This is a genomic window from Candidatus Neptunochlamydia vexilliferae (genome assembly GCF_015356785.1).
Taxonomy (GTDB): Bacteria; Chlamydiota; Chlamydiia; order Chlamydiales; family Simkaniaceae; genus Neptunichlamydia; species Neptunichlamydia vexilliferae.
The window spans coordinates 1-14,283 of record NZ_JAAEJV010000015.1; the positions used below are offsets into that span (position 1 = coordinate 1).

A 14,283-nucleotide genomic window follows, 5' to 3' on the forward strand; every position below is an offset into this window, starting at 1 on the left:
AAGGTTGTGGAGAACAAGGATCGTTTTAGTTAACCGGTGCCTTTGAGGCACCCCTGTCTGCCAGTCCCTTTTTGGTTAAATGGGGGTAAAGCTTACCGGCAGCCCTTGGGGCTGCTCCTCACCGTTAAGCTCCTCGCTCTGCGAGGATGTCCTAACTGCGCGGCGCAAATCCGCAGGAAGCTTATTAACCTGAATTTCGGGTTTATTTTGCTCAGCTCCAGAGGGAGTTTTGCTTAAATTTTCTTCTTTTTGATCGAAGGTAAGGGTCTAAATGGCCCTTTCCGAGATCAAAAAAGAGAAAAGAAAGCTAAAATCCCCTGAGGTTGAATGAAATAAAATCGAAATTCAGGTTATTAGCTTTCAAGGAGTTGCAACAAAGCAGATGAAGATGTTATGGTTGCAGAAATGCATGAGTTATTCTTGCCCAGCTCCTAAGCAACCCAACTCAACGAAAAGAAAGCTTTTCTGCAGACTTTAGACACCAAGTGCGATAGCTTTGGAGAAGCAACGAAATCGTAGATATGATCGATAATCCTTACATGTCACCGATTCGGGTTTCAGCCATATTGCTAAAACCAAGTTTTGAAGTTGTTTGAGTATAAAGCTTAAAGCTTTTCACTTACTCTCATAATAAATTTGCGAAGATCATATGAAAGCTTAGGAGTATAGCCTTGTAAATTATTTTTAATCGCCTCTTCTAGGTATTTTTTAAACCGAATAATCCGAAAATTAACTGTGCCGTCCGGGTGTAGAGTAACATGGGCAGTTTCTGAAGTCCCTCCAATTTTATGTTGCAAAACTTCATCCCTACCTCTTCCATCTGACCTTCTATAGACCACATAATTTATGGTATTGGAACCCTTGGTATACTGTTCACTGGTTAATTGTACTTCCTTCACATTAGACTCCTTATGATTTCAAAAATCGCTATAGAGCAAGCGGTTGCTACGTTCATAGACGAACCATGACCCAGCATTGGAATATGAACCGCTTTGTCTGATAGATCTAAGAACTCTTGGCTTACACCTGTATTTTCAGAACCTATAATCAAACAGATTTTCTCATAATGAGCAAAGGATAGCTCTCTGATATCAACACTGTCAGAAGTAATCTCAAGGCTTAAGATTGTATATCCTTGAGACCTTAGGTTTTGCAACAAAAAGAGTGGGTCTTTTTCAAAAGAAAAAGAAACATACTTTTCAGTTGCTCTTGAAGTTTTTCGAATTTTGCTATTTGGAGGGGTAGGGGACGAACCAGATAAATAAATTTTTTCGATGCCAAATGCATCTGCTATGCGGAATAAGCTACCAACATTCATTGGGATGTCAATATTATGGGCAAACAATGAAAGAGGATACTTTTTAAAGCTTGGCAAATGGTGCACATGGTCTAGCTGTATGTTTTTTGTTTCACTCACATTAAGCTCCCGTAAAAAAAAATCTAGAGCCGGAATCGAACCGGCGACACAAGGACTTTCAGTCCTCTGCTCTAACAACTGAGTTATCCAGCTTTATACACAAATAAGCTTAAGAATCGATTTTCCTTCATCAGGTGCACGCTCCTATCTTCTGGATAGAAACGTTCTTTAATAAACTTAATCTAAGCCGCTGACCTTGGAAAACTCTAATTCTTTATCATGCCCGTTTATTAAAAGGCTATTGTAAAGCTTTAGGAGTTTTATTACAATGGATTTTCTAGTCCTGAGGCTTTTCCCAGCAATTATGAATGAACAGATGGAGGAGTGGACTTTCTCAACTCCTTAGCTAGTGTTTAGACAGCCTGGGAGTCCTCTTCCTTTAGGGAGAGGAGGATATCAAAGCGAGTAAGAACTTGCTAAAATTGAGATCCCCGCAAGAGCAGCGGTTTCTGTGCGGAGTGTATAGGAGGCGAGGCGGACCCCTTGGGCCAGGGTTTCGAGGTGCTTGACCTCATCGTCGGTAAAGCCCCCTTCAGGGCCAATGATAAGGGTAGCGGGCAGCTTGCTAACAGATGAGAGGGCAGGCGCACCACTCCTCAAGTCTCCAAAGTAAGCGTTCCCCTCAATGTTTGGGAAACCCCAGGTGAGCTGAGGAAGGTCCAAGCGGCCACACTGCTTCATCGCGCCGATAATAATCCGATGGAAGCGCGCTTCTTGATTTTTAGAAAGTTCTTTTTTTTCACTCCGCGCAGAGGGGTAGAGGGCAAAGGTCGACACCCCCAGCTCGGTTCCTTTTTGGAGGATGAGCTCGAGGTTAGACAGTTTGGGAAGGGCTTGGACCAAGGTGAGGGACGGAAGGGCTGGAGGATGGGTTGTACTTTGGCCGATCGTAATGTGCGCCTCTTTTTTGGTGATTGTTTCGATGGTGCTGGTTGCCAGGACATTTTTCCCATTGACGAGCTCGATGGTATCCCCCTCTTTTTTCCGCATGACGCGGGTAAGGTGGGAAAACTCTTCTCCCGTAAGGAGGACCTTTTTTTCTAACGGGGCATTGATGTAAAAGCGGTCATGAGGCATCTTTTTTCCTAGAGCCAGTTGTAAAATTACTGATTAATCGATTTTTGGAAGATTTTTGCAAATTTTGCTTTTTGATGCAAGCTCACATACCCTTTAGGGTAGGGGGATTGCATCAAAAAGCAAAATTTGTGAAAAGAGCCGAAAAGCGATCATCAGGAATTTTATAACTGGCTCCATAGTGTATTGGGGCGGGTGAGCGCCTTCTTTAAGAGGAGGGGAAGGGGGTCGCCTGGGTGAAGGTGTTCACGAGCAGCTTTTTTGAGTCCTTTGAGATCAAGCACCTTAAAGGCACTTTGTTTGAGGAAGTGGGGGTGGAGGGCGCTGACTGCGGTGAAGTTAAAGACGAGCTTAAACCGGTAGTCGGTGATAAAGAGGTCGCTTTCGTTTTCATAGGTCATGACCTCAACGTCATCTAAAGGGACTTCGGTCCCCTTGGGCACAAGGAGAGTGATGAAGGCTTGGGGGTAGATTTCGCGGAAGGTCGCTAGGACCGAGAGGTCAAAGTTTTGGGGAAGGATAATGAGAATCGTATCCCAGCGGAACCGGTAGTAGACGTTGAGGGGAGTTTCTTGTTTCCAACGGTTGTGTTGCCAGAGCCACTGCCCAGGCCTTTTCTCGATGTCTTCTTCTAAAATCGCAAGGGCACTTTTCATCATCCGGTGAATTTCGCTTTCGAGCTTTTCCTCTTTATTGGGCCAGATCGGGTCGGAGTAATGGATAAGATACTTCCCTTTTTCTCTTCGGATGGTGGCGGTCATAATGGGACACCCTGTCCGGTAAGAGAGAATGGCGGGAAGGGGAGTGGTCCACGCTCTTTTACCAAAGAAGTCAAAGGCGTAGGGGCTTTCTGGCATCCCTTGGTCCCCCACGATGCCGAGGAATTTTCCCTGCCGAAGGGCGCGGAGTCCCTCTTTAAGTCCTTGTTTGGGGGTGATGATCTTTCCTCCAAACTTTTCACGAATGGCAACGACCCAGTCGTAAAGGGCTTTGTTTTTAATCGGGCGGCCAATGGCCACTCCGGGCATCCGCTCGGTCCCTTCAAAGAAGAGGAGCTCCCAGTTGGCTTGGTGGCCACAAAAGAAGATCACGCCGGTTCCTGCGTCGATCAGTTTTTGGGCAATTTCAGGATTTTCACAGTGGATGATCTTGCCACTTTGTTTCAAGCGGGAAAATTTGGGGTACTCTAAGCAGGTAATGGCTAGGTTTTGGAACGCTTTGCGCGCCGTTTTTTTGAGGGGATGAATCCCCGCTAGGGCAAGGTTAGAGAGGGTTCTTTTCCGATACTTTGTCATGACGAAATAAGCAAGGGTGCCAAGCCCTTTTCCAAGAAGGTGGATCGCTCGGAAGGGGAGGATGCTAAAAGGATAGGTAAGGGTCCGAATGGCAATATAGGATAAGTTCATAAGCGCTCTAATGTGAGGTCGATGATGGAGGATACTTGGTTTGAAAGGTCGAGATGCTTCACACTTTCTCGGATCGTTTGGGAGCGGACCCACGTTTTTGGGTGCATCATCGCGGTCATCAGCGCCTCTTTTAAAGAGTCGGGGTCTTGAAGGGCTTCGATGACCGTTCCACTTTCTTCTTGGAGGACTTCATATCCTCCGTTATATTTTGAGGAGACGACAAAAAGACCCATCGAAAGGGCTTCGACAGTCACATTGGCAAAGGGGTCGTAGATCGAGGGGATGACAAGGGAGTCGGCGAGCTGATAGAAAGGGGTCACATCAGCCCTGGGACCGAAAAAGCTCACGTGCTTTGAGAGGCCGAGCTGATTGGCGCAGGTCATAAACCGCTCGATTTCTCGCTCTTTTCCGACAACGGAGAGGTGAAAGTCGCGGTTTGGCAAAAGGGAAAGGGCTTTGAGCAAAAAGGAGAGCCCTTTTCGCTGGTAGCCACTCCCCACAAAGAGGAAATGGTACTTTGCCGGATCGAGGAAAAGCTCCTCTGCCACCTTTTGTTTTTTGAGTGTCCACTCATTAAAATCCTTCTCTTTTAAGTGGGCTCCATTGTGGATCACTTCGATCTTTTCAGGGGAGACGTTGTAGTGGCGCAAGATCTCATTTTTCACCATATGGGAGTTGGTGAAAAGGGTCTTGAGAAGGGGGCTTTCAAAGGCTTTTTTCTCGAGGTGGAGAATCGTTTTGTTCAGGGGGTTTAGCGCCTCTTTTAGGGGGGAGTAGTTTTCAAAGGTTTTTCGCTGCTCCAAGTAGGTTTTATGGACCCCATTGCCAGCGCGGAGATGGGTCTGGTGGGTGGTCCGATCGATCCCAAAAATAATGGGGGACTTTGCCCACTTTTGACACTGCCGGTCAAAGGCTTTCATCTTCCCCCATCTTGTGAGGGGGAGAGTGTGGATGTTCATCAAGGGATGAAGGGGGGTTGTTGGGGCGGCGTCGGCTGTCAAAATGTCGACAGGGCAGCCCCGTTTAGCAAATCCTTGGGCGAGCAGGTTTGCCCATTTTTCGAGCCCTCCGCGGGACCGATAGTGGCGGGTAAGGAGGGTGACTTTAGGGAAGTTATTCATCGGCTTTTTGTTCGGTGATCGAGACGGCATTTCCCTGAAGTTTGGGGCAGAGATCGAGGAGGTCGTGCTCTGTTCTGTAAAATTGGAAGCGGTTCATATAGCTACGGAAGCGGTTGCGCAAATAGTCATCTCTAACCTGGGGCTGAAGATTACGGAGCTCTTCATCGGAGGCATCAGAGGTTAAAAGGCGGACATACCGGTCTTCAAGCGCTTTGGCATTGATGAACTGGATGCTGTAGTCAAGGCATCCCTTTTTGTTTTTATTGACGATGACGGTGAGTTCGACCATCTCCTTAACAACGTCTAAGAAGAGGGCACTCACCCCTTTGACATAGAGGGGAGGGGTAATCATCTTTATTCCGCCACGGTTTTGAATCAGCTCACTTGTCGTAAGGTTGACCTTGGAGGGGTTGATCGTTCCCTCTTGGCTAGGGGGGTAGTATAAAGAGATGGGAACGGGCGTATGATATTCGAGCACTCCGTAGCGCAAGAAATCGATCCGGAGATACTTTGCATTGGTGTCATTGATCTCAATCGGGGTGGAGGAAAGGAGGGGAAGGGAGATCTGCTTCCAGTGATTCGGCACAAAGAAACTGACCACATCTTTGTGTTCATCGGTATCTTTAGAGGTCAATTGGTCGAGCTGCCCCTTGGTAATATCGTTGAGGTTAAAGGTGAGCTTGAGTCCCCGGTGCTTAAGATTTTTGACCACATTTGCGGGGCCACTCACGGTCACTGAAAGCTCATAGGGCCACACATCGATAAACTGATAGCCTCGAGGAGCTTCTCCAATCGGTTTGGTGATGATAATCGGGATTTTTTCTGACATGAGATTTGTCAGTTTGATGATGAAGTTTTGCTGTGAAACTTTGCGGATTCCTTGTGAGACGTTGACGTCGGGGTTGTCTGAGCGGAGATTTTTCTTATTAATCGAGGCAATCCACTCACCTTCCCTTCCCGTTGCATCAAAAACCACCTGAAGATCGTTAGAATTGAGTTCGCTCAGGAGCTTTTTATTTCCCTCAATGGTGAGGTTGACCCGTTTGGTTAAAAAGCCATTTGACTGGATCCCCTCAACCGTTTTTCCTGGGGGGATGTTTTCAATTTTGACGGGGACATTGATCACAGTTTTGCTTGTGATGAGGGTATTATTGACCAAAAACCAAACGGCAATGGCTAAGATGATTGCGAGTAATTTCCGGTTCCGGTGCTCGAGGAAAAGTTTCTTAAAGAGGCTTTTCATTTCTTGATCCACTCCTTAAGCTGAAAGCGGGAGGGGAGGGTCTTCTTTGTTGGGGGGTTGAAGATGCTTCGGATAATTCCTTGAAACCGGTCTTTTTTAAGCCCTCGGGTCATGATCCCATCTCGGGCGATCGAAACCCGCCCGGTCTCTTCCGAAACAACAACCAGGAGAGCGTCGGTCAGTTGGCTCACCCCAAGGGCGGCGCGGTGACGGGTTCCCATCGACCGGGAGACCTGGACACCATCTTCCGCTAATGGGAGGATGCAGGCGGCTGCCACGATCGTTAAATCGTGGATGATCACCGCTCCATCGTGGAGGGGGGTGGTCCGTGCAAAGATCGATTCGAGGAGCTCGGGAGAGAAGTTGGCGTTGAGCAGCACCGCTTTTAGGGCAAAGTCGTTGAGAGAATCTTCATTTTCAATCGCGATGATTGCCCCTGTTTTTTTATCGGAGAGGCGGTAGACCGAGGCGGTGAGCTGCTCTAAAAATTTATCAAACTCGGTGATCTCTTTGTACCGTTTTCCTTTGAGGCTGAGTTTCGAAAGGGCAACGCGGAGCTCGGGCTGGAAGATGATCAAGATCCCGATAACCGCTACGCTTAAGATATCGAGCATCAGCTTATGGAGGACGGGGAGGTTGAAAACCGAGGAGGAGGCAAAGATCGCAAGGAAGGCAAGGAGCCCCAAAATGAGGTCCATCGAGCGGGTGTTCCAGAAGAACGAAAGGATATAGTTAATCATGATCGCAATGATCGCAATTTCTATGAAGGGACTGATCGCATAGTAGAACGCCATAACTCTCGCATTATAGGTCTTTATTGAGTTGCTGACAAGAGATGAATTGACAAATATTTTTTCAACAACTAACGTGAACGAAAAACTTGAGATGTATTTCATGGATGTAACCGCTCTTTCACGCATTCAGTTTGCTTTAACCGCAGGCTTTCACTATCTTTATCCTCCCCTTAGCATTGGACTGAGCCTAGTCATTGTGATCATGGAGGGGATTTATCTTAAAACCAAAGATCCCCGCTTCAAAAAGATCACCATCTTTTGGACGAGGATCTTTGCCTTGAGCTTTGCCCTTGGGGTGGCAACAGGACTGGTGCAGCTTTTTGCCTTTGGAAACAACTGGGCCCGTTACTCCCGCTTTGTGGGGGATGTCTTTGGAAGTGCCCTTGCTGCAGAAGGGGTCTTTGCCTTCTTTTTGGAGGCTGGTTTTATTGGACTGATGCTTTTTGGGTGGAACAAAGTCCGCCCGGGGATCCACTATTTGGCAACGATTTGTGTTGCCTTTGGGGCTCACTTTAGCGCTACTTGGATTGTAGCGGCCAACTCGTGGATGCAAACCCCAGCAGGGTATAAAATAGAGGAAGTCATGGGAGAAGCGCGCGCGACCCTGACCGACTTTTGGGGGATGATCTTTAACCCCACATTCCTCGATCGGCTCACCCATGTTCTTATTGGGTGTTGGCTTACCGGCGCTTTCATGGTCATTAGCATTTCGGCTTACTACTTTCTCAAAAAGCGGCACACCGACTTTGCCAAAGTCAGCTTAAAAGTTGGGCTCACCATTGCCTCGGTGATGGTCATCTTGCAGCTCGTTTCTGCCGACAGTTCGGCGCGGAAAGTTGCCGAATACCAGCCCGCCAAGCTTGCAGCGATGGAAGGGGTTTATCGGACAGAGTCCCATGCCGCGATGAACCTGATCGGCTGGGCTGATAGTAAAACCCGTACGGTAAAAGCCCTCCAAGTGCCAGGTCTTTTAAGCTTTCTTGTTTACCGCAATACCGAGACCCCCGTTACAGGGCTCGATCAATTTCCCGAAGACGATTGGCCGATGGTCAACGCTGTTTTTCAAACCTACCACCTCATGATCTACATGTGGGTTGGGATGTTTATTGCGGCGGTTTTAGGACTCATCCTTTGGAAGAGGAAAACCTTTGAGACGGGGAAGTGGATCCACCGCTACCTTGTCCTCAGTGTTTTCTTTCCCTTCGTTGCTAATGAGGCGGGATGGTTTACCGCTGAGATGGGGCGGCAACCGTGGATCGTCTATAACGTTCTTCGGACCGCAGATGGGACCTCCCTTTCCATTGACCGGGGGCAGGTGATCGGCTCCCTGATCATGTTTAGCTTTATTTATATTTGCCTCTTTTCCCTCTTTATCTTTCTGCTCAATCGGAAGATCCAACATGGCCCCGAAGAAACTAAAGAAGATATTGGTTACCGCGACCCTTATAAGCTAGGAGCAACATAATGAACCTATCCCTAAACTCTATCATTTTTCCTTTCCCCCTTTTCTGCATCTTTTTGCCGCTCTATGTTTCACCCTTGTCTTTTGGACAATGTGCTCAAATAGAGCGACAAAAACCTGCTAGAAAATTTTGGAAAATTAAAAACGATTTAATTTAGGGATAGGTTCATGTTCGAAGCTTTTCAAGTGATTTGGTATTTAGTGATTGGAGCGAGTGTCATTTTTTACACTGTGCTCGATGGATTTGATCTTGGGGTGGGGTGCCTCCATCTCTTTACCCGAAGCGACACTGAGCGGCGGGTGATGCTCAATGCGATTGGCCCCGTGTGGGATGGGAACGAGGTGTGGCTGGTCATCGCCTTTGGAGCCCTTTTTGTTGGCTTTCCTCCCGTTTATGCCACCGTTTGCTCTGGCTTTTACACCCCCATCATGATCCTCATTGCGGGGCTCATGTTCCGGGCTGTGGCGATCGAGTTCCGCTCCAAGCAAGAGTCTCCTCGGTGGCGCTCCTTTTGGGATGTGATGTTTAGCTTGGGATCCTACCTGATCGCCTTTATCATTGGGATCATGATGGCCAACCTCATTATTGGGATTCCCATTGATAAGGATCAGATTTTCTATGGGAACTTTTGGAGCTTTTTCACCCCTTACACCGTTCTTGTAGCGATCACCGGTGTGGCTCTCTTTTCGATGCATGGGGCGATCTTTATGCTCATGAAAACCGAAGGGGAGATGCACGAGCGGATCCGCCGGTGGGTCAACCCTGCCATTATCCTTTTTGTGATCCTCTATGTCCTCGTCACCTTTTCCACCCTTGTTCACCAGCCTCATATGATCGCAGTGATGAAGGAGCACCCCTGGCTTTTTGGTGTGGGACTTTTGGCAGCCTTGGCCATTGCCTACATCCCCGCTTGCGTTAAGCGCGGGTGGGATGGAACCGCTTTCCTCTCCTCGTGCGCCAGTATTGCCCTTCTCTTTTCCCTGTTTGGGATTGGAACCTATCCTAACCTCGTCCGCTCTACCCTCGACCCCCAAAATAGCCTAACCCTCTTCAACGCCTCGGCCGGATTCAACACCCTTAAGGTGGTCCTCATCGTAGCGATTATCGGTGTCCCCCTCGTCCTTGGCTACGGCTGGTGGATCTACCGGATCTTCCGAGGGAAGGTTTCCCTCGACGAAGCAAGCTATTGACCCCCTAAACTTCAGAACTTAAAAAATATATTGAAGTTTCCGAGGCACTATGGTACCATAAAGCCATAAACAGAGGTTAACTATGGATTGGACTCAGTCTTTTGCAATCATCTGTATATTTGCCGCATTTTTTATCTATCTAATCGCTAAGCTTGAAAAGCTTTCTGAAAGGGTTAGTTCTGTGGAAACACGTCTATCTGTCATGGAAAATGAATTAAAAAATAACAATCAACGTCTGTCCTCGATTGAGGGATATCTCGTTCCAAAAAAAGTCTTCAAGTTTGAAGACAGAGAAGCCAAGTAAAATTAGCGCAACTTCCCGGACCACCCCAGCTTGTGGCGGAGGGTCGAGAAGTAGTCGGTGCGGTTAAGGCTCACCAGCTTGAAGGTACGGGTTGACTTGGTGAGGGTGATCGTGTCGCCAGGCTTGAGCTCGAAGTGGTGGAGGCCATCAGCGACAAACTCAATGAGACTTGTGTGACCGTGGTAGGTGATCTCGATGTTTTCCTTAGGGGTAAAGACGATTGGCCGGTTCGAGATGGTGTGTGGGCAGATGGGGGTGAGGACGCAGGCATCGATGGTGGGGCTGATGATCGGCCCCCCGGCGGCAAGGGAGTAGGCGGTCGAGCCATTCGGGGTTGCGATGATCACTCCGTCAGCTTGGAAGGTATTGAGGAAAAGACCATCGACATGGATCGAGACTTCAACGAGATGGGGGGTGCGTGCCCGGTGGAGGACACAGTCGTTCATCGCAAAAAAGGTTTGTCCACCGCTTGACTTCCCTTCAAACATCAGCCGCTCTTCTATCGTATAGGCGCCACTGACAAGATCTTCTAAGCTGGAGAGCATATCGGGGATGGGAACATCGGCCATAAAGCCTAAGTGCCCGAGGTTAATCCCAAGGATGGCGCCGCTTAGGTGGGAGTATTGATGGGCCACCCGAAGGATCGAACCATCACCTCCCATTGTCATGAGGACCTCAATCGATTGGGGATCGACCGAAGAAAGAGGGTCAGTCCTAAGCGCCTCTGCTTTGTCATCTTCAACCACCACTTGACATCCCTTTTTAGTGAGAAATGCAAGAGCCTCTTCAGCGAGCTTTTTCGCCTCTTTTTCGTGAACTTTGGGGAAGAGAGCAATGATCATGAAGCGACCTGGACATTCAAAGCTTTTGCAATGTTTTCTGGGGTGATCCCATACCGCTCTAGAAGATCGCTATGCTTCCCATGCTCGATCAGCTGATCGGGAATTCCAAAGTTTTTCACCCGGAGGTGGGAAAGCTCATTTTGGAGAATAAAGGTATTGATCATTGAGCCAAGTCCTCCCTGCAGTGCATGTTCCTCGATGGTCACGACCATCTCTGCCTCTTGGAAGTAACGGAGAAGGAGCTCTTTGTCAAGGGGCTTGATAAAGACGGGGTCGATGACCGCTGCAGAAATCCCTTCCTCAGCAAGAAGTTCGCGCGTTTTTAAGGCCACCTGATCTAGATGTCCTAGCGAGAGAATGACCACGTCTTTCCCTTCTGCGAGGACTTCTCCTTTACCAACTTGACGTTTGTAAAGCGGCTTTACATCTTCATCTGTTGGGAGATTGGGATAACGGATGGCTGCGGGGGACCTCCAGTCGAAAGCGCTTTCGAAAAGTTCTTTGAGAACGTGGCCATTTCTAGGTTGGGCGATCACCATATTGGGCATGCTACCCAAGTAGGAGATGTCATAAAGTCCTTGGGCAGTCACTCCGTCGCCTGTGGCAAGGCCGGCGCGGTCGATGGCGATGACGACAGGGGAGTTTTGGACGCAGATGTCGTGGTAGACGCTATCGAATGCCCGCTGCAAGAAGGAGGAGTAGACGGAGGTGACCACTTTGAGTTTTCCTTCCCGGGCGATTCCGCCGGCGTAGGTGAGGGAGTGCCCTTCGGCAATTCCGACATCGATACACCTTTCAGGATATTTTTTCATGAAGGGGTCGAGACAAGAACCGACCGGCATCGCGGGGGTAATGGCAACAATATTCGGATCTTCATCGGCCATTTTTAGGAGGTGGCTCCCAAAAACCTTGGGGAAGGAGGGGGTGGAGCTTTTCGGGGGAAGGAACTCTCCGGTCACCCGGTTAAAGGGCTTGGCACCATGGTAAGGGGTGGGGTTGTTAATCGCATTTTGCATCCCTTGCCCTTTGACCGTGAGGACATGGACAAGGGTAGGATGTTCCACCTCTTTAAGGGCTTCGAAGGTGTCAACCAGCTTCTTGATGTCGTGTCCGTCGATCGGGCCGACATAGGAGAGGCCAAACTGTTCAAAGAAAGGGGCGGTGCTGATGAGGTTTTTCATCGACTCTTTCATCTTATTTCCCTGTTTAGCCAGGGTTTCTCCATACCCCGGAATCTTCGAAACAATTTCGGTGAGCTCTTCGTAGATATTATTGGCGGTGGGGCTATTGAAAAAGCGGCTGAGGATCCCGGTGATTGCCCCGACATTTTTGGAGATCGACATCGCATTGTCATTGAGGACAACGAGAAATTTTTTCGTCTTGCGGGGGATATTGTTCATCGCCTCTAAGGTGAGGCCGCAGGTGAGCGCTGCATCGCCGAGGATGGGGAGGATCGTCTCTTCTTGTCCTCTAAGGTCCCGGTTTTTTGCCATTCCCAGAGCAAGCGAAAGGGCATTGCCCGCATGACCGGTAAAGAAGTGGTCGTGGGGAGATTCGGGGGGGTGGACAAATCCTGAAAGGCCATCGGTCTGCCTGATGGTGGGAAAGAGGGGGTTACGTCCCGTTAATAGCTTATGGATATAGGACTGGTGGCCGACATCGAAGATGAATTTATCTTCAGGGGAGTTAAAGACCCGGTGGAGGGCGATGGTCAGCTCGACGATCCCTAAGTTCGAAGAGAGGTGTCCTCCTGTGACCGACAAGACATCCATGACGCGAACGCGGATCTCTTCGGCAAGCCTTTTAAGTTCCCCATGGGAGAATTCTTTAAGCTGCTGAGGATGGGTGAGGGTGTCAAGGATAGGTGTCATTGGCGGCGGCAAAGGGGGCTGTCTGAGGGGTTTCTCCTCGTCCTTTGATCAAGGTTTCAATTTTTTGCTCCGCCTGGCTTAGTTTTGACGAACAAAGGGTGATGAGTTTGTTCGCCTCCTCATATAGCGCAAGCGATTTTTCAAGGGGCGTTTCGCCGCTATTTAGTTCTCCTAAGATCTGTTCCAGTCTTTCGTAGGCCTTTTCAAACTCCATTGATCTCCTCAACTCGTGTTTTGATACTTCCATCATGGAAGCGGAGAGAAATTCTCTCACCTTTCTCTATGGCATTGGATGACAGCATAACCGAATTTGTTTTTTCCGCAAAGGGAATGCAATACCCCTTTTTTAAGACTGTCTCTGGGTTGACCGCATCGAGGTGGCCTATAAGCTGGGCGAGGCGCTCTTTTTTTCGCCTTAGGAGGTGAGCCATTGCCACCCCAACCCCCTCCTGAAAACGGCCTAATTTTTCCTTAAGATGGATGAGCTGCGCCGTCGGTTTTTTCCCTTCAATCGCCCGACTCGCAGCTGTTAAGCGAAGTTTTTCCTGTCCCACCCTATAGCGGATCGCCTGATCGATCCGGGTTGAAAAGTCGTCCACCCGCTGGATATGCTCTTTTAAAACCCCATAGGGGGAGGCGAGTAAGGGATGGCGCTTTGCCCCGGCTACCAGCTCTTTTTTGTGGGCGATGTGCCGTTTTAAAAACTGGTCGAGCTGCGCCGCTGCCCCTTTTAAAAAGTCGATCTGGGCGCTGTATTCCCGAACAGAAATCTCCGCAGCAGCTGATGGAGTGGGGGCGCGCACATCGGCGACAAAGTCGGCCAGCGTTGTATCGGTCTCATGCCCCACCGCTGAAATGACCGGGATCTTTGAGTGGAAAATTGCCTCTGCCACAACCTCCTCGTTGAAGGGCCAAAGGTCCTCCAAGCTACCGCCGCCCCGTCCCACAATCATCAGATCGACGAGGTGGTGCGCATTAAATTCTTTAATCGCCGCTGCAATCTCTTTTGCCGCTTCTGCTCCCTGAACCCGGACAGGATTTAAAATCAGGTGGAAGTGGGGGAAGCGCCGTTTCAGCACATGCAAAATGTCTTGGATGACTGACCCCGTAGGACTCGTCACGACCCCAATTGTCTTTGGATACTTCGGTAAAAGCTTTTTATGCTCGGGGGCGAACCATCCCCGTCTCTTAAGCTCCTCCTTGAGCTGGTGGAATTTTAGCAGGAGCTCGCCTACCCCCGCATGTTCCAGCTCCCGGACGATGATCTGGTAGCTTCCTCGTGGGGCGTAGAGGCTCAGCTCTCCTCGGACGATCACCTGGTCGCCTGCCTTAGGGAGGCGGGCGACCCGCTGTGCATTGCCGCGGAAAAGGACCGCCGAGATCTGGGCATCCCGATCCTTGAGGCTGAAGTAGAGGTGGCCCGAGGCCTGCTGCCTGAGGTTGGTTACTTCTCCTTGCACCTGCAGCTGAGCAAAGCGGGGCTCCAGCTCCCGCTTAATCGCCAAGGTGAGTTCTGTGACCGTTAGAGTCTTCGTCATGTTAAAAGATTAGGGCGTGT

Annotated in this window: 14 protein-coding genes; 3 read left to right on the plus strand and 11 right to left on the minus strand. The window is 49.3% G+C overall.

The window, feature by feature from the left end:
• Positions 1 to 605: 605 nt before the first annotated feature.
• The 7 genes from NEPTK9_RS03945 to cdaA all read right to left on the minus strand — a co-directional run bounded on the left by NEPTK9_RS03945 (position 606) and on the right by cdaA (position 7,055).
• The gene (locus NEPTK9_RS03945; RefSeq protein ID WP_194847531.1) at positions 606 to 899 is read right to left on the minus strand and encodes a hypothetical protein; all 294 of its coding nucleotides are present in this window, start codon (positions 897 to 899) and stop codon (positions 606 to 608) included.
• Positions 896 to 1,417, minus strand: a complete 522-nt coding sequence (locus NEPTK9_RS03950) for a TrmH family RNA methyltransferase (RefSeq protein ID WP_194847532.1) — start codon at positions 1,415 to 1,417, stop codon at positions 896 to 898. Before NEPTK9_RS03950 ends, NEPTK9_RS03945 begins: the two co-directional genes overlap by 4 nt.
• Positions 1,418 to 1,813: 396 nt before the next feature.
• A complete protein-coding gene (locus NEPTK9_RS03955; protein ID WP_194847533.1) occupies positions 1,814 to 2,494 on the minus strand; it encodes an RsmE family RNA methyltransferase in 681 nt (226 codons plus the stop codon).
• Positions 2,495 to 2,655: 161 nt separating this feature from the next.
• The gene (locus NEPTK9_RS03960) at positions 2,656 to 3,897 is read right to left on the minus strand and encodes a lysophospholipid acyltransferase family protein (protein WP_194847534.1); all 1,242 of its coding nucleotides are present in this window, start codon (positions 3,895 to 3,897) and stop codon (positions 2,656 to 2,658) included.
• Positions 3,894 to 5,048 (minus strand): glycosyltransferase family 4 protein, encoded by a 1,155-nt coding sequence (locus NEPTK9_RS03965; RefSeq protein ID WP_194847535.1) that lies wholly within the window; start codon positions 5,046 to 5,048, stop codon positions 3,894 to 3,896. The genes NEPTK9_RS03960 and NEPTK9_RS03965 overlap by 4 nt, the downstream gene beginning before the upstream one ends.
• A complete protein-coding gene (locus NEPTK9_RS03970) occupies positions 5,011 to 6,261 on the minus strand; it encodes a YbbR-like domain-containing protein (protein WP_194847536.1) in 1,251 nt (416 codons plus the stop codon). The genes NEPTK9_RS03965 and NEPTK9_RS03970 overlap by 38 nt, the downstream gene beginning before the upstream one ends.
• Positions 6,258 to 7,055: a diadenylate cyclase CdaA gene (gene cdaA, locus NEPTK9_RS03975; protein WP_194847537.1), complete on the minus strand. Its 798-nt coding sequence runs from the start codon at positions 7,053 to 7,055 to the stop codon at positions 6,258 to 6,260. The genes NEPTK9_RS03970 and cdaA overlap by 4 nt, the downstream gene beginning before the upstream one ends.
• A 46-nt stretch (positions 7,056 to 7,101) precedes the next feature.
• Between cdaA and NEPTK9_RS03980 the strand changes: the two genes are divergently transcribed.
• From NEPTK9_RS03980 to NEPTK9_RS03990, 3 genes are all read left to right on the plus strand, one after another.
• A complete protein-coding gene (locus NEPTK9_RS03980) occupies positions 7,102 to 8,520 on the plus strand; it encodes a cytochrome ubiquinol oxidase subunit I (protein WP_228547017.1) in 1,419 nt (472 codons plus the stop codon).
• A 165-nt stretch (positions 8,521 to 8,685) separates the two neighbouring features.
• Complete coding sequence (gene cydB / locus NEPTK9_RS03985; RefSeq protein ID WP_194847538.1) at positions 8,686 to 9,708, plus strand: cytochrome d ubiquinol oxidase subunit II; 1,023 nt, start codon at positions 8,686 to 8,688, stop codon at positions 9,706 to 9,708.
• An 82-nt stretch (positions 9,709 to 9,790) separates the two neighbouring features.
• Positions 9,791 to 10,012, plus strand: coding sequence for a hypothetical protein (locus tag NEPTK9_RS03990; protein ID WP_194847539.1), 222 nt, complete (start codon positions 9,791 to 9,793; stop codon positions 10,010 to 10,012).
• 2 nt (positions 10,013 to 10,014) lie between these two features.
• On the opposite strand, the gene NEPTK9_RS03995 is transcribed toward NEPTK9_RS03990, so the two are convergent.
• The 4 genes from NEPTK9_RS03995 to xseA are packed head-to-tail and all read right to left on the minus strand — an operon-like array spanning position 10,015 to position 14,263.
• On the minus strand, positions 10,015 to 10,854 hold the full coding sequence (locus tag NEPTK9_RS03995; protein ID WP_194847540.1) for an NAD(+)/NADH kinase: 840 nt from the start codon (positions 10,852 to 10,854) through the stop codon (positions 10,015 to 10,017).
• Positions 10,851 to 12,725: a 1-deoxy-D-xylulose-5-phosphate synthase gene (locus NEPTK9_RS04000; RefSeq protein ID WP_194847541.1), complete on the minus strand. Its 1,875-nt coding sequence runs from the start codon at positions 12,723 to 12,725 to the stop codon at positions 10,851 to 10,853. Before NEPTK9_RS04000 ends, NEPTK9_RS03995 begins: the two co-directional genes overlap by 4 nt.
• A complete protein-coding gene (gene xseB, locus NEPTK9_RS04005; protein WP_228547018.1) occupies positions 12,709 to 12,939 on the minus strand; it encodes an exodeoxyribonuclease VII small subunit in 231 nt (76 codons plus the stop codon). The genes NEPTK9_RS04000 and xseB overlap by 17 nt, the downstream gene beginning before the upstream one ends.
• Entirely contained in the window at positions 12,929 to 14,263 is a 1,335-nt protein-coding gene (xseA, locus tag NEPTK9_RS04010; RefSeq protein WP_194847542.1) for an exodeoxyribonuclease VII large subunit, read from the minus strand. The genes xseB and xseA overlap by 11 nt, the downstream gene beginning before the upstream one ends.
• Positions 14,264 to 14,283 lie beyond the last annotated feature (20 nt).